Origin of the sequence: Peteryoungia desertarenae (assembly GCF_005860795.2) — a bacterium.
GTDB lineage: Bacteria > Pseudomonadota > Alphaproteobacteria > Rhizobiales > Rhizobiaceae > Allorhizobium > Allorhizobium desertarenae.
Map to the genome: position 1 here is coordinate 377,575 of NZ_CP058351.1, position 14,471 is coordinate 392,045.

General features: G+C 58.6%; 13 protein-coding genes. 9 read left to right on the forward strand and 4 right to left on the reverse strand.

What is annotated here, in order from left to right:
- Window positions 1-6 precede the first annotated feature (6 nt).
- Entirely contained in the window at window positions 7-747 is a 741-nt protein-coding gene (locus tag FE840_RS19075) for a winged helix-turn-helix transcriptional regulator (protein ID WP_138289225.1), read from the forward strand.
- Between the two features lie 473 nt (window positions 748-1,220).
- Here FE840_RS19075 and FE840_RS19080 read toward each other — a convergent pair whose 3' ends face one another.
- Window positions 1,221-1,547, reverse strand: a complete 327-nt coding sequence (locus FE840_RS19080; RefSeq protein ID WP_138289226.1) for a hypothetical protein — start codon at window positions 1,545-1,547, stop codon at window positions 1,221-1,223.
- Window positions 1,548-1,754: 207 nt separating this feature from the next.
- Window positions 1,755-2,666: an ABC transporter substrate-binding protein gene (locus FE840_RS19085; protein ID WP_246318968.1), complete on the reverse strand. Its 912-nt coding sequence runs from the start codon at window positions 2,664-2,666 to the stop codon at window positions 1,755-1,757.
- A gap of 90 nt (window positions 2,667-2,756) precedes the next feature.
- Between FE840_RS19085 and FE840_RS19090 the strand changes: the two genes are divergently transcribed.
- From FE840_RS19090 to FE840_RS19100, 3 genes are read left to right on the forward strand one after another with little or no spacing between them, the layout of a single operon-like run.
- Window positions 2,757-3,740, forward strand: coding sequence for a FecCD family ABC transporter permease (locus FE840_RS19090; protein ID WP_138289227.1), 984 nt, complete (start codon window positions 2,757-2,759; stop codon window positions 3,738-3,740).
- Window positions 3,737-4,744: a FecCD family ABC transporter permease gene (locus tag FE840_RS19095; RefSeq protein ID WP_138289228.1), complete on the forward strand. Its 1,008-nt coding sequence runs from the start codon at window positions 3,737-3,739 to the stop codon at window positions 4,742-4,744. Before FE840_RS19090 ends, FE840_RS19095 begins: the two co-directional genes overlap by 4 nt.
- Window positions 4,737-5,528 carry an ABC transporter ATP-binding protein gene (locus FE840_RS19100; RefSeq protein WP_138289229.1) on the forward strand — a complete coding sequence of 264 codons (792 nt, stop codon included), beginning with the start codon at window positions 4,737-4,739 and terminating at the stop codon, window positions 5,526-5,528. Before FE840_RS19095 ends, FE840_RS19100 begins: the two co-directional genes overlap by 8 nt.
- Window positions 5,529-5,613: 85 nt before the next feature.
- Here FE840_RS19100 and FE840_RS19105 read toward each other — a convergent pair whose 3' ends face one another.
- Both FE840_RS19105 and FE840_RS19110 read right to left on the reverse strand, forming a co-directional pair.
- Window positions 5,614-6,177, reverse strand: a complete 564-nt coding sequence (locus FE840_RS19105) for a sugar transferase (protein WP_138289230.1) — start codon at window positions 6,175-6,177, stop codon at window positions 5,614-5,616.
- Between the two features lie 80 nt (window positions 6,178-6,257).
- Window positions 6,258-8,228, reverse strand: coding sequence for a nucleoside-diphosphate sugar epimerase/dehydratase (locus FE840_RS19110; protein ID WP_138289231.1), 1,971 nt, complete (start codon window positions 8,226-8,228; stop codon window positions 6,258-6,260).
- A gap of 322 nt (window positions 8,229-8,550) precedes the next feature.
- On the opposite strand from FE840_RS19110, the gene FE840_RS19115 reads away from it, so the two are divergent.
- From FE840_RS19115 to FE840_RS19135, 5 genes are read left to right on the forward strand one after another with little or no spacing between them, the layout of a single operon-like run.
- The gene (locus FE840_RS19115; protein WP_138289232.1) at window positions 8,551-9,537 is read left to right on the forward strand and encodes a BMP family protein; all 987 of its coding nucleotides are present in this window, start codon (window positions 8,551-8,553) and stop codon (window positions 9,535-9,537) included.
- Window positions 9,538-9,545: 8 nt separating this feature from the next.
- Window positions 9,546-10,955, forward strand: a complete 1,410-nt coding sequence (locus FE840_RS19120) for an amidase (protein WP_138289233.1) — start codon at window positions 9,546-9,548, stop codon at window positions 10,953-10,955.
- Entirely contained in the window at window positions 10,952-12,472 is a 1,521-nt protein-coding gene (locus FE840_RS19125; protein WP_138289234.1) for an ABC transporter ATP-binding protein, read from the forward strand. Before FE840_RS19120 ends, FE840_RS19125 begins: the two co-directional genes overlap by 4 nt.
- Complete coding sequence (locus tag FE840_RS19130) at window positions 12,462-13,511, forward strand: ABC transporter permease (RefSeq protein WP_138289235.1); 1,050 nt, start codon at window positions 12,462-12,464, stop codon at window positions 13,509-13,511. Before FE840_RS19125 ends, FE840_RS19130 begins: the two co-directional genes overlap by 11 nt.
- The gene (locus FE840_RS19135) at window positions 13,508-14,452 is read left to right on the forward strand and encodes an ABC transporter permease (protein ID WP_138289236.1); all 945 of its coding nucleotides are present in this window, start codon (window positions 13,508-13,510) and stop codon (window positions 14,450-14,452) included. The genes FE840_RS19130 and FE840_RS19135 overlap by 4 nt, the downstream gene beginning before the upstream one ends.
- Window positions 14,453-14,471 lie beyond the last annotated feature (19 nt).

Below are 14,471 nucleotides of genomic sequence, written 5' to 3' on the forward strand. Positions count from 1 at the left end.
AGGCAGATGCCGAAGGTTCTCATCTGTGTTGCTGACCCGCAGCTTTTCATGATGTTACGCCACATTCTGGCGGCGGAACATCTGACATCGTTATGCGCAACCGAGGACGCTGATCTCATCAGGCTTCATTCGGAACGCCAGGACGTCCGTGCGATCCTTGTCGACATGATAAGGCCGGTTCCCGATCTTGCTCGCTTCCTGGCCATGGCGCAAACTCGTTTCCCGCGCGCCAGCCTCATCGCCATGGTTGGAAACGACACATGCGATGAAGGGATTGCGATTGATTTTCGCATGGAGACGCCATTCAATCCGTCACGACTGATCGAATTCCTGCGCCAGTTGAAAAAGCCGCAAGGCTTGAGCCATGGGAACGACGTTCTGCGTTTTGACGACATAGAGATGAATCTCGCTGCTGTCCGTGTCACCCGTGCAGGGCAACCGATCCATCTGACGGCTCTCGAGTTCAGGCTGTTGCGCGCACTTCTTGAGGATCCGGCCCATGCCCTTGATCGGGAGGCACTGATTGCAGCCTGTTGGCCCGACGGCTGTGAAGTCGAACCGCGCACAGTCGACATTCATATCGGACACATCCGCCGGGCACTTGCCGGCAAGGGGCCGGATGTCATTCGAACCATCCGTGGCTGCGGTTACGGGCTTGAGACGGGAGTGAGAACTGGCGTTTCGATCTCGACATGTGAGAATGACGACCATTCAGACTGTGTGCGTAACATCCGCTGCAAGCGGTAAGGCAGCTTGCCATTCCAACATGTGGTTCCCCGTGATCCAGCAGGCAACCTGACGGCGCCTCCATCGTTGCCCTCGTCTTTGAAGAGGCGGCTTTGGCGCTCCGTGTCACCGTGATCACCCTTTCCGCCCGATCCAATGCTGAAGGCACAGGTCATTCACGCTTCGACATCTTCATGCATCTTCTTGTCGCGGCACAGGGTGTGGCCGCTTCCCGTCCGAGATTCGCTGCCATCTTGCCACAATCACCACAGCTGCAGTTTTCCTCGGTCCTTGCACCAGATCGGTCCAGACGCGGTCTCGGAAGCGGCTGTCGCTCTATCGGCACTGCGTCCGGTTGCCCTGATCTGGTCTGGTCAGATCTGCCAAGGGCCAGGATGAGTATGGTCCCATTGCCGGGGTTTAATTAAGTCTCCACATCGCATCGCCATTCAGGCGGTCTCACTAAATGCCGCTACTCTCAGGAAGATGCGTGTTCAGTTTTGCAATCTCTTGAACACCGCAGCCATGGAATTGAATGAGGCACGATCTTCGGCAAGCCAGGCGTCCAGCGCGCAAAAGGCAACCACGGATGGAGCTTCCGGACCGAACAGGTCTCGCGCTCTGGAAGCAAGTTCCGTCGTTTCGCAGACATTTGCCGGTTCGTTCTGATCATTCGGCTGGGTGAAATACCGATTTGGAAGGCGCGACAATTTATCCTCCTTGCGCCCGGCTAAGGAGTTTAAACTTGGCGAGAAGCCGGACGTTATGTCGCCTTGGCTTGTCCAAAAGAAAGCCGTGCCGTCCCTGGCTTGTTCATCCACCAGTTTACCGGATTAATGTTTACGGACAAGTGCCACAGCTGGTCCTTGCCGCATTTTGAAAGGTGCTGCCTGCCTTTTTTGAAGACGCCTGGCAGGCTTTCCCGCTGTCAGACGTCACGGGTGAAACCGGGTCCCGAGCGTGTCTGGATGAACCACTCAGGATGATCAGGATCAAACCTGTAGTCGAAGGACCGAAGCCCTTTTTCATTAGAGACCATAGATCCGTCTGATGTCCGCGAGCATTGCCCGGGCGGCCAGGATGCCACCGGCCGTGTTCCATATGCCGTCATTGACCTCATGTACCTTGCCGGCCTTGACGGCGGAAAGCGATTGCCAGAGCGGATCGGTCAGAACATCGTTGGCGGCCTGAAGTCCCGTGCCGTCCCCGGTTTCCCAGGTAAAGTGGAAGATCCGGTCACCGTCCATGTCCGGGATGCTCTCCTTGCCCGTGCGGATTGCAAAATCGTCGACATTCTGGTTGTCGGGGCGTGCGAAGCCGAGATCCTTCAACAGGACGCCTGAGAAACTGTCGAGCTGGTAGATCCTGATCTGGCCAGGCAGGAAGCGGATGACAGAAACCTTTTCTTTCAGAGAATCGCCCAGATCCTGGCGAAGGGCAGCAACATCGGCGTCATAATCCGCAATGACCGCTTCGCCTTTTTCGGAAAGACCCAGGGCTTCGGCATAGAGCCTGAAATTGACCTTCCAGTCCCCCCGCAGCCGCTCGGACATGACAACGGGTGCGATCGCCTGGAGCTGCGGATAAATCTCTTCATGGCGTTGCTTGTTGGCGATGATCAGGTCGGGTTGAAGGGCTGCCACCATTTCCAGATTGACGGCACTTTCCGTTCCAAGCGCTGCGGCATCACCCATCAGCGTCTTGATATGGGGCCACCAGGGAGCACCCTGCCAGGAATTGACGGCGCCGACGGGAACGACATCCAGCGCCAGAAGGGCCTCGGTTCCTTCATTTGTCAGAACGACAATCCGTTGGGGTGCGTCCGGGACGGTGACGAGGCCGGTTGCATCGGTCACATCCCGGGCGTTTGCGCCACTTGCCAGGGTCCATGTTACAGCCGCAAGCAGGCAGAAGCGTCGGGTGATCTTGAGCATCATCATTCCAATCATGATTATTCCAGTCAATATTCCAGTCTTTTGTTGACTGGAATTATCATGAATGTCAATCAGCCACAGACTGAGGGAGAGTTGATGAGACTGCGCATCACGATTGCTGCCGTTCTGCTGGTTGTCGCTCTCGTGGCAAGCCTGCATCTGGGTCTGAGAACCTATGGACCCTTGGTGGTCTGGCAGGGTCTGTCCGGCGGTACGGGAGCCGATGCGGTGATTGTTCAAAGCCTGCGCCTACCGCGCAGCGTAATTGCCGCGCTTGCAGGCGGTGCTTTGGCACTTGCAGGCTTTCTGATGCAGACCGTGTCCCGCAATGCGCTTGCCGAGCCGGGCCTCCTCGGGATCAATGCCGGGGCGGCACTTGCTGTCGTCATCGGTGCCAGTTTTGCCGGTGTGGTGAATATGGCAGGCATTGCGGCGCTGGCGCTTGCAGGGGCGCTCGCGCCTGCGTTCCTCGTCTTTGCCATCGCCAACAGACAGGGCAATGGTCGTCCGGTGATCATGCTGCTTGCCGGCGTCACGATCGCCGCCATGCTGTCTTCGTTCACCCAGGTTCTGCTGCTGATCAATGAGACAGCGCTTGAGACATTGCTCTTCTGGCTCTCGGGTGGCTTTGCAGACCGTCATCTGTCGCTGGCCTGGATTGGCGGACCGAGCCTTCTTATCGGACTGGTTGTCACCCTGTCGCTTTCGTCGACGCTCGAAGCGCTGAAGCTGGATGATGCCAGTGCTGCATCGATCGGCCTGCCGGTGGTCAAGGCGAAGCTTGCTTGTCTCGCCCTTGCGGCGTCGCTTGCTGCCAGTGCTGTTGCCATGGCTGGTCCTGTCGTGTTTCTTGGCCTTGTCGCGCCCCATCTGGCCAGAAGCCTTGCTACGGCTCGCGTCTCGATGGTCCAGCTGATTGTCTTCACCCTATTGACGGGCAGTGTCATCGCTCTCCTCGCTGACATTCTGGCACGGTTCATCGCTGCACCCGGTGAAGCACCAATCGGTGTCGTTCTGGCCTTTGTCGGAGCGCCCATGCTGATCTTTCTTTTGCGCAAGACGAGTGAGGGGCGCAGATGAAAGTGCTTTCAATCCTGCTGGCATGCCTTCTGGCTCTGATCATCACCGCGACCGGTCTCGGCTCAAGCCATATGGCGCCGGAGCGTGTTGTCCTTGCCCTGCTTGGTCTTGGTCAACCCATGGATATGACCATTGTCTGGACCTTGCGCTTGCCGCGCATTCTGCTGGCGCTGCTTGCCGGTGTGGCGCTCGCGCTTGCGGGGGCCCTGTTGCAACGCGCCTTGCGCAATCCCATGGCATCCCCCTCCATTCTGGGCGTGACCGATGGCGCAGCTGTCGGCGTCGTTGGTTTCCTTTGGCTCTTTTCTGATACTGCCAACAACCTGACCGTATCGATCCACTGGCAGCCTTTGGCCGCCGTTATTGGGGCAACGGGTTTTGCCGTTCTGGTTTTTACCCTGTCGCGTCATGCGGCAACGGGGTCAAGGCTTGGAAGCCTGACAATCATTCTGCATGGGATTGCGCTTGCAGCACTTGCAAAGGCCCTGGTCACACTGCTGATGATCCTCGGCCCCATCTACAGGACAAACCAGGCCCTGACCTGGCTGACCGGCTCTGTCGCGGCAGCCCATTGGTCGGATGTCTTCATACTCGCTATCGGGCTTCTGATCGCTTTCCCTTTGTTTGTGGCGGCTGCTTCGTCATTCCAGCAAATGCAGCTGGATGACGACACGGCATTCGCGACAGGTCTGTCTGTCGATCCGGTGAGGCTGACGTTTCTGGCTTTTTCCGTCGGCTTGACGGCACTTGCCGTCTCACAAGTGGGAGCGGTCGGCTTTATCGGATTGATTGCGCCGCATGCAGCCCGTCCTCTGACGCGACCCGGTAGCGCGTCCTATCTGATCTCAGTGGCCCTGATCGGTGCATTGCTTCTCCTGTCGGCCGATACGCTCGGTCGCCTTGTCCTGCCACCTTATGAATTGCCGGCAGGCGCGCTCACCGCCTTTGCCGGGGCACCTCTCTTTCTTTATCTGCTCTTGAAAGGACAAAGGTCCAATGGTTGATGTCATGGCCAGCCTGACCGGGGTTTCAGCACAGTATGATGGTGTCCTGGCGCTTGATGCCGTTGATCTGGTCCTGCCCGAAGGCCGGATTGTCGGATTTTGCGGGCCCAATGGCAGTGGGAAGTCAACGGCGCTGAAGGTCTTGCGCGGGCTGCATCCGCCTCTTGCCGGTCTTGCCGAGGTCCTCGATCTGGCCGTCGGAAACTGGTCGCCCAAGGCTCTGGCACGCGAGATCGCGATGTTATCCCAATCGCCGGAAGCCCCTTCCGAATTGACAGTCGGGGACCTGGCTATGCTCGGCCGCTTTGCCCACCGGTCCCGCTTTGCAGGACCTTCAGACAGGGACCGCCATGCTTGCGAGAGGGCACTTGCGGTCACAGGCCTGTCGGAGCTTGTCGATCGGCCACTTGGTCATCTTTCCGGTGGCCAGCGGCAGAGGGCCTGGATTGCCATGACGCTTGCCCAGGATGCACCCCGCATCTTTCTCGACGAGCCAACCAATCACCTTGATATAGCGCATGCGCTTGAGGTGCTGGAACTGATCAAAAAACTGAACCGTGAGGAGCAAAGGGGTTTTGTGATTGTCCTGCACGACCTGAACCTCGCCTTGCGTTACGCCGATGATGTGGCGCTGTTCAACGGCGGACAGGTTCGCGCCTTTGGAGAGGCGTCCGCTGTGCTGGAGCCTGGTCTGGTCGAAGATGTTTTTCAGGTTCGCTGTTCCATTTTGACGAGCGAAAATGGGCAGCGCTTTCTGGCGACCTGGCCCTTTGTAAAGGGATAATGCTGACAGGAGCAGGACCGCCATACGGCGCAGCATTGCAACTTATTGGCGTTGTACTCGTCACACATCCCTGCTCGGGATAAGACTATTGCTGCCTCGTGGCAGCATCTCCTCGCCCCTTGCCCAGTACGGTCATCACCAGCAATCGAAAATCGCTGATCAGGGAGAGTTTGTCGATATAGTCTCGATCTGCTCGGGCAAGGGCATCCGGCATCGACATGTCGATCCCTGCAATCTGTGCCGGTCCGGTAATGCCTGGACGCACGGCAAACACATTGCGCTGTCTTCTGGCGCCCACGACATCCTTCTGGCTCGGAAGGCATGGACGCGGACCGACCAGGCTCATGTCGCCGCGCAGAACATTGAAGAGCTGCGGCAATTCATCCAGCTTGTAGGCCCGAAGCCATTGGCCGGTCGGTGTGATCCAGCTGGTCGACGCATCATGGGATCCAACATCGGGAGTGCCGAAAGCCATTGTGCGAAACTTGTAGCAATAGAATGGTACTTCATTCTTGCCGACCCGCAACTGCCTGAATATTGCCGGTCCCGGAGAGGTGCGGCGAATGTGCCAGGCAATAAGCAGCATGATTGGGCTTGCGACAATCAAGCCCGTCAGCGAGACCAGAATATCGAATGATCTCTTCAGCATGTCATGACGTCCGGTTTGCAAGAAGGTTTCCGGGCCGCAAAGCCGTATCGGCCCTCTGCGGGGATGCTGTTTTCATCGGATCAGACATGCTTCAATGTCTCGTCGGCCAGTCTGGCCTGTTCGACATCAGCTTCAAGTTCCGTGCGCCTGATCGAGACGAAGTCGACAATGTCAGCTGTCGGTGTATAGCCGGAAACCAAAGATGCGAGCAGGGCTTTCGTTCCACGCACATCGCCCTTGTCCATGCAGCGTTCAAGATCTTTCAGGCTGGTTTCCAGTCTTGACCAAGGCAGGAAGTCTTCGCGCGCGCGCATGATCAGCGGATGCGGGCTTGGCGTCGGGTTGTCGCCAATCAGCAGTTCTTCATAGAGTTTTTCGGCGGGTCGAAGACCTGTTGTCACAAACTCGATATTGCCATCGGGATTGCTGTCGTCTTTCACGGTCAATCCCGAAAGCTCGACCATGCGTCGTGCCAGATCCATGATCCTGACGGGTTCTCCCATGTCGAGGACGAAGACATCGCCGCCTTCAGCCATGGCTCCTGCCTGGATCACGAGCTGGGAGGCTTCGGGGATCGTCATGAAGAAGCGTGTGATCTCCGGATGGGTCAGCGTAATTGGGCCACCGTTGCGGATCTGCTCGCGAAACAAGGGAACGACAGAACCGGAGGATCCCAACACATTGCCGAACCGGACCATGGAAAGCCTTGTCCCGGGCCCCGTTTCCGACAGCGCCTGAAGGGTCATTTCGGCCAGTCTCTTGCTGGCGCCCATGATGTTTGTCGGGCGTACCGCCTTGTCGGTGCTGACGAGAACGAAATTCTTCACGCCGGCCCTGATCGCAGCCCTCGCGATGACCAGCGTGCCGAAGACATTGTTGCGAATACCCTCTACCGGATTGTGCTCGACAAGCGGCACATGCTTGTAGGCTGCCGCATGATAGATCGTGTCCACTTTCCAGCTCGCCAGGATATCACGGATGCGTTTCTCATCGCGCACCGAGGCCAGCATCGGAACAACGCAGGTCATGGCCTGCGGGAACTGCCGGGTCAGCTCGGCATGTATGCTATAGAGCGCAAACTCGCTTTGCTCGATCAGCAGAAGCTTTTGGGGCTCCACGGCCATGATCTGTCGACACAGCTCGCTGCCGATGGATCCGCCGGCTCCGGTCACCAGGACCACTTTGCCGCGCGTATGGCGCGTCAGCAGTGTTTCATCGGGGGCAACGGGCTCTCGACCGAGCAGGTCATTCACGTCAAGGTCCTGGAAGGTCGAGGCATCCACCATCCCCTTGGCGATTTCACTGACATTGGGAGCGAGGCGCACGGCAACACGTTCACCCCTGAGGTTTTCAATGATCTCCTTACGCCTGGAGGCCTTCAATTTTGGAAGTGCGAGAAGTACGGTCTTTACATTATTCCCTGCAACCAAAGCGCTCAATTCAGCCGGATCGTGTACACGGATCCCGTTGATCAGGGATCCGTGCAGATTTTTGTCATCGTCAAGAAAACCAACGACCTTCTGCTCGCCGGAGTTTTCCAGGGCGCTTGTCAACTGGCGACCGACTGACCCCGCACCATAGATCAGGACATTCGATTGGCCTGTGCCACTCAGGATGCGTCGGTAGGATTCACCCAGAAAATAGCGGACCACAAGCCGGGACATGCCAACGGCAATCAGCAGGAGCAAAGGCTGCAAAATGCCAACGGTTCTGGGGATGGTTGGAATGCTGATCGTTGTGAATATGGTCAGGTAGATCAAACCGTAAAGCGATACGGCCTTGACGATGGCAAAGAAGGCCGACCAGCCAATGAAGCGGAAGATGGCTCTATAGAGACCGAAGCGCACGAAGATGGGGATGGCGATGGCGATGGAGGCGGGAATGGTCATCCATTGCACGCCCGACAGGACCACCCAGCTGTCCAGTCTGAGGCAGAAGGCGAGCCATACGGTCAAAGCGCAGAGGGCAGCGTCGACGGTCAGCGCAAGGAGGCGCTTGCCCAGCCGAGGCATATGCAAGAGCTTCACTATGAAATCGTCTGTCTGGATCATCGGGTCAACATTTGAACGCCCAGTATATCAAGGCTCGCTTTTGTACCATCAGGTGACTTTACCCCATACACTGCAATCAGGCCTTTGCAACAGTTTGAAGCCACAAACATGAATTCACCAGAACACAAGCCGGTCTGTCTGCAGTTGCATCATTTCGGCAAATCCGCCGCTGTTCACCAGAAGAGCTCGCCCCTTGCGAAAGGAGGCACGGCAAACGGCTGCGAAGGGCTTAGCCCATTTTTGCGGCAGAAATGCTTGTTGACTTCAATTTAGGCTCTCCTTATCAATTTATACCAATTGGTAAAAACTGGGGAACAGAACAATGGCCAAGAAACTACTTATGTCCCGGCGCGGCGTGCTTGCGTCCGGTCTTGCATTGAGTGCGACTGCCTTCATCCCGTCGGTGCGGGCTTCGGCCCCGATCAAGGTGGCAGGTATCCACGGTTCGCCTGTGGAAAATGCCTGGAACTCCGTCCTTCACAAGGCTCTGCAAGAAGCAGCAGCCGAAGGTGCAATTGAATATGTCTTTTCCGAAGGCGTATCGGGAACCGATTATCCGCGCGCCATGCGAGAATATGCCGAGCAGGGTGCCAGGTTGATCATTGGGGAAACCTTCCCCGTCGAAAGACAGGCCCGCGAAGTTGCCGCCGACTATCCCGAAACAGCCTTTGTCATGGGTTCGAGTGGTACGGAAGCCGGTGACAATTTCGGTGTCTTCGGCACCTGGAATTTCGATGGCGCCTATCTCGCCGGCATGCTGGCAGGCAAGATGACCAAGACGAATGTTGTCGGATCGGTCGGCGCCATGCCCATCCCGGAAGTCAACATGCTGATCAATGCCTTTGCTGCCGGTGTGAAGGCAGTCAATCCGGATGCCAAGCATCTGGTGACTTTCATCGGCACATTCTTTGATCCGCCAAAGGCCCGCGAGGCGGGCCTCGCCCAGATCGATGCAGGTGCGGACATTCTGTTTGGCGAGCGTATCGGGACGGCCGATGCGGCCAAGGAACGGGGCATCAAGTCGGTTGGCTCGCTGATCGACTACACGCCGCGCTATCCGGATACGGTCTTTGCCAACGCGCTATGGAACTTCCGGCCGATCCTGAACGCGGCTATCGCCGATGCTGTGGCCGGCAAACCGACCGGTCGTGATTACACTGCCTATGGCCTGATGAAGGAAGGCGGCAGCGATATCGTCTTTGTCAAGGGCGTGGCCCCGGCAGATGCCGAAGCCGCAATGGAAGCCAAGCGCGCCGAGATCAAGGCCGGGACCTTCGAGGTTCCGCGGATCATGGAAGAGCCCACGTAAGATATTCCATGCGCGCAGACGCAACCGAACTGGCAGAGGCGATCCGTTCCGGTCGCCTCTGCGCCGTCGAGGCGATGGACGCGTCTCTTTCCAAAGCCCTTCAATTTTCGGGGCTTGGCGCGATTGCCCATATGGACGATCAAAAGGGGAGAGCGTCGGCCACAGCCCATGATGCGCTGCCTGTTCATTCCAGACCCCGATCCTCCATGACATTTGGCGGTGTGCCCACACTTGCCAAGGATCTGGGTGGCCCCTTTGCCGGATTGCCGGTCTCTGCCGGATCGCGTCTCATGCCAAGACGCGGCGGCTTTGTTGATTGTGATCTTGCCGAACGTTTTCGGGCTGCCGGTTTTTGTCTGTTCGGGCTGACGACGGTGCCTGAATTCGGACTGTCGCTGGCGAGCGAGCCGGAGATCGGGCCCATTGCACGCAACCCCCTCGATCCGGACCTCTCCGCCGGCGGCTCGTCCGGTGGTGCAGCGGCTGCCGTTGCTGCCGGCATTGTTGCAATCGCGCATGCCACGGATGCGGGTGGATCCATACGAGTACCGGCGGCCTGTTGTGGCCTTGTCGGGCTGAAACCCGGGCGCGGCATGATGCCTGCCGGTCCGCATTACGGCAATCATCTCGCAGGCATTGCAACCGAGCTTGTCATTTCGCGCTCTGTCCGTGACACGGCCACAGCATTTTCTGAACTCAGCGGTGATGCCCGAGGACCCTTCCCACCTGTCGCATCGAAACGACAGCGCCCTGGCACTCTCAGGATCGGGGTGCTTGCCGAGACAGGGCATGAATATCCGACGGATTCGGAACGAAGCGAGGTGGTCGAACAGGCCGCAGGCTTTGTCGAAGCTATGGGACATGAATTGGTGCCCATCGATGTCTTGAGGATGGATGCCATGGCTGCAAGCAGCCGGCGCATATTTCTCGATCTTGTCTCGGTCAATCTGGCCGAAGCAGTCAGCCGTTTTGATCTCGATTCGTCGAAAACCGAGCGGTTGACGCAGGCCGTGATCGAGCGGGGGCTCGCCATGCCGGCTGAAAGGCTGTGGCAGAGCCTCAACGCCATGGCGCTTGTCAGTCGTGATGCCTATCGGCTGTTTGCGCAGATCGATGTGTTGATTTCACCGATCCTGTCATCCGCACCCAGGCCGGTTGGCAGTTTTCCAACCGATCATGACGATGTCGCAGGGCATTTTGAGCGTATGGCGATGTTTGCCCCGTTGGCAGCGCTCGCCAATGTCTCGGGCTTTCCTGCGATCACTCTGCCTTTCGGCCAGGATCGACATGGTCTTCCCTTGCCCATCCAGTTGATGGCCCCCATGGGGCATGAGCCCCTTCTGTTGCATCTTGCAGCACTCCTGGAGCAGGATCAGCGCTGGCAACACAGATTTCCCGTTGCAGGATTGGAAAAATGAGCGGACAGGTTCTGGAGATAGTCGGCGTCAGCAAGCGGTTCGGCCAGAACCTCGCCAATGATGATATTTCGCTGAGCCTTGCCAAAGGCGAGATCGTGGCTCTTCTGGGCGAAAACGGCGCCGGCAAGACGACGCTGATGAACATCCTGTTTGGCCATTATGTTCCAGATAAGGGCAAGGTGCTGATTGAGGGGAGCGAACTACCCCCGGGCAAGCCACGCGCTGCCATCAGGGCCGGGATCGGCATGGTGCATCAGCATTTCTCGCTGGCACCGAACCTCACCGTTCTCGACAATGTCATGACAGGGACCGAAAGCCTGTGGTCGCTTCGCTCCAGACGCAGTCAAGCGCGTAGCAGACTGATGGCGATTGCAGAGCGTTTCGGCCTCAAGGTGGATCCCGATGCACGCCTTGGTGACCTTTCTGTGGGCGAGCAGCAACGCGTCGAGATCCTGAAGGCTCTTTACAATGATGCGCGCATCCTGGTTCTCGATGAACCGACGGCGGTCTTGACCCAGATCGAGGCGGAAAGGTTGTTTGGGACGCTGAAGGACATGGCAGCCCAGGGCCTTTCCCTGATTTTCATTTCCCACAAGCTCGACGAGGTCATGGCAACGGCTGACAGAATTGTCGTGCTTCGCGGGGGCCGCAAGGTTGCAGAGCGCAAGGCAAGAGAGACCAGCAAGGCGGAACTTGCCGAGCTGATGGTCGGTCGGGCTGTCCAGCGGCCTGTGAGACAGGCATCGAAGCCCGGAGACCTCGTCCTGGAGGCCGCAGGACTGACGGTTCGCGAAGCTGGCGTCAACAAGCTGAATGCCGTCGACTTTCGCCTGCGGGGTGGCGAGGTTCTCGGTATCATCGGCGTTGCCGGCAATGGTCAGACGAGCCTCGCCCGGGTCTTGTCGGGGACGCTTGCCCCTTCCTCCGGGAACCTCATGCTTTATGGCAAGCGCATGGAACAGATGACGGTGGGTGACGCCGTTCTGGCCGGGATTGGCCGAATACCCGAGGACCGCAACAAGGAGGGTGTCATCGGCGAGATGGCGATCTGGGAGAATGCGATCCTGGAGCGCCTGTCGGAGTTTTCCCGTCATGGTCTCGTCGACAAAGGGGCCGGGATTGCGCTCTCCAGGCGCATCATCGACCAATTCGATGTCCGGGGTGGAACACCCGCAAGTCGCATCAGCCTGCTGTCGGGCGGCAATATGCAAAAACTCATACTCGGTCGAAACCTGATCAACCGACCGCGCATCCTTCTGGCCGCTCAGCCCACCCGGGGCCTCGACGAAGGGGCCGTGGCCGCAGTGCATGAGCGCATTCTGGAAGCAAGGCGAGGAGGGACCGCCGTTCTCCTGATCTCGGAGGATCTTGACGAGGTCATGGCGCTCGCCGACCGGATCCAGGCCATCGTGGGCGGCAGGCTTTCGCCCTCCATTGACGCGGACGAAGCCTCTTCGCGCAAGCTCGGGCTGATGATGGCGGGCGAATGGGAGAGTGAGGTGATCCATGCGGTTTGAGCGGCGCGAACACCGATCCGTTCTTCTGGTCGTCGCAACACCCTTGATTGCGATTGCTGCAGCCCTTGCGATTGCCGGCATTCTGATTGCCATTGCGGGTGCACCGGTTCTCGAAGCCTATTGGAGGATCCTTACAGGTGCATTCGGCTCCCGCCTCTCGGCGACCGAGACGCTCACGCGCGCAACGCCGCTCATCCTGACGGGCCTTGCCGCCGCTGTCGCCTTTCGCGCCAGGCTCTGGAATATCGGAGCGGAAGGTCAGTTCTATCTGGGTGCCATCATGGTGGCGGCGGTCAGTTCGCAACTGGTCGGAAACTGGCCGGCTGTGGTTCAGATCCCGGTGCTGCTCGCCGTCGGTGCCATGGCCGGCATGGTCTTGCTGCTGATCCCGCTCTGGCTGCGTCTCAGATTTGCGGTCGACGAAGTGGTGACGACGCTGCTTTTGAACTTCGTGGCCGTTCTTTTCGTCTCGATGCTGATCGATACGGTGCTGAAAGACCCCATGGCCTTCGGCTGGCCTCAGTCACAGCCGGTCAGTGACGACGGAATGCTGCCCAAACTTCTGGAACGGTCCCGTCTTCATCTGGGGCTGGCAATCGCCATCGCTCTCGCTTTGGTCCTGCATTTCGTCCAGTCCCGCACCGTCTTCGGCATGCAGTCGCGTGCCGCCGGTCTCAATGCGCAGGCTGCCATCTTTGCCGGCGTGCCGCTCGGCCGCACCCTGGTCTTCGTTGCCTGTCTGTCGGGTGGTCTCGCCGGCCTTGCAGGATCGATCGAAGTCATGGGCGTCCAGGGCTATGTCACAACCGACCTGTCGCCCGGCTATGGTTACTCGGGTATCGTTGTTGCCATGCTGGCCAATCTCAATCCGATCGGGGTGGTTCTGGCCGGTCTCTTCACGGCCACCATGTTTGTCGGCGCAGACGGCATGAGCCGCAGCATGGGCATTCCAAGCTATATCGCCGATGTCTTTGTTGCGCTCTCGCTGCTCACCATGCTGGTTGCCGTCTTCTTCACGCAATACAGGATTCGCCGATGAGTGAAATCTTCGACATCCTTGCCTCGGCGGGTCTGTGGGCTGCGGTCCTCCGGATTGCAACGCCGCTCATCCTGGGGACGCTTGGGGCGCTCTTGTGCGAACGGGCAGGGGTCCTGAACCTTGGCATCGAAGGCATCATGACCTTTGGTGCGATGATCGGCTGGCTTTCGGTCTATAACGGTGCGGATCTGTGGACCGGCTTCCTGATTGCCGCCCTGTCGGGTGCCGTCTTCGGCCTTCTTCATTCTGTTTTGACCGTCACGCTCGGTCTCTCCCAGCATGTGTCGGGTCTTGGCGTCACACTTTTTGCCTCAAGCTTTGCCTATTTCGTCTTCCGCATCCTCGTGCCTGTTGCGGGAACGCCCCCCACGATAGAACCGTTTCAGCCGATCGCCATTCCGGGCCTCAGTGACCTGCCATTTGTGGGCCCTGCGCTGTTCGTTCAGACGCCGCCAACCTATCTGGCAATCCTGCTCGCACTTGGTCTTGCCTATGTGATCTTTCGCACGCCGCTGGGTCTTGCGATCCGCATGACGGGGGAGAATCCGCATGCAGCCGAAGCGCAGGGGATCAATCCCATGGTGGTTCGTTATGGTGCGGTTATTGCCGGCAGCGCGCTGATGGGCATGGCGGGAGCCTTCCTGACGCTGTCTGCCTTCAACAGCTTCTTCCCAACCATGGTGCAGGGCAGGGGGTGGATCTGCATCGCGCTTGTCGTTTTCGCCACCTGGCGTCCCGGGCGAGCCCTGATGGGTGCCCTGCTCTTTGCCTTCTTCGATGCATTCCAGCTGCGTCTTCAGACGGTCCTCGGCGGTGCTGTGCCCTATCAACTGTTTTTGATGATCCCTTACGTCCTGTCGATCGCAGCGCTTGCGCTCATGGCGCGCCGTGCCCGCGTTCCCCAGGCCCTGATGCAACCCTATCGACGCGGCGAGCGCTGAAGAAACAAGAGGCCCTAAA

Coding starts and splice junctions, on each gene's coding strand:
- FE840_RS19075 (WP_138289225.1), top strand. CDS start 7: ATGCCGAAGGTTCTCATCTGTGTTGCTGACCCGCAGCTTTTCATGATG.
- FE840_RS19085 (WP_246318968.1), bottom strand. CDS start 2,666: ATGATGATGCTCAAGATCACCCGACGCTTCTGCCTGCTTGCGGCTGTA.
- FE840_RS19090 (WP_138289227.1), top strand. CDS start 2,757: ATGAGACTGCGCATCACGATTGCTGCCGTTCTGCTGGTTGTCGCTCTC.
- FE840_RS19095 (WP_138289228.1), top strand. CDS start 3,737: ATGAAAGTGCTTTCAATCCTGCTGGCATGCCTTCTGGCTCTGATCATC.
- FE840_RS19100 (WP_138289229.1), top strand. CDS start 4,737: ATGGTTGATGTCATGGCCAGCCTGACCGGGGTTTCAGCACAGTATGAT.
- FE840_RS19105 (WP_138289230.1), bottom strand. CDS start 6,177: ATGCTGAAGAGATCATTCGATATTCTGGTCTCGCTGACGGGCTTGATT.
- FE840_RS19110 (WP_138289231.1), bottom strand. CDS start 8,228: ATGATCCAGACAGACGATTTCATAGTGAAGCTCTTGCATATGCCTCGG.
- FE840_RS19115 (WP_138289232.1), top strand. CDS start 8,551: ATGGCCAAGAAACTACTTATGTCCCGGCGCGGCGTGCTTGCGTCCGGT.
- FE840_RS19120 (WP_138289233.1), top strand. CDS start 9,546: ATGCGCGCAGACGCAACCGAACTGGCAGAGGCGATCCGTTCCGGTCGC.
- FE840_RS19125 (WP_138289234.1), top strand. CDS start 10,952: ATGAGCGGACAGGTTCTGGAGATAGTCGGCGTCAGCAAGCGGTTCGGC.
- FE840_RS19130 (WP_138289235.1), top strand. CDS start 12,462: ATGCGGTTTGAGCGGCGCGAACACCGATCCGTTCTTCTGGTCGTCGCA.
- FE840_RS19135 (WP_138289236.1), top strand. CDS start 13,508: ATGAGTGAAATCTTCGACATCCTTGCCTCGGCGGGTCTGTGGGCTGCG.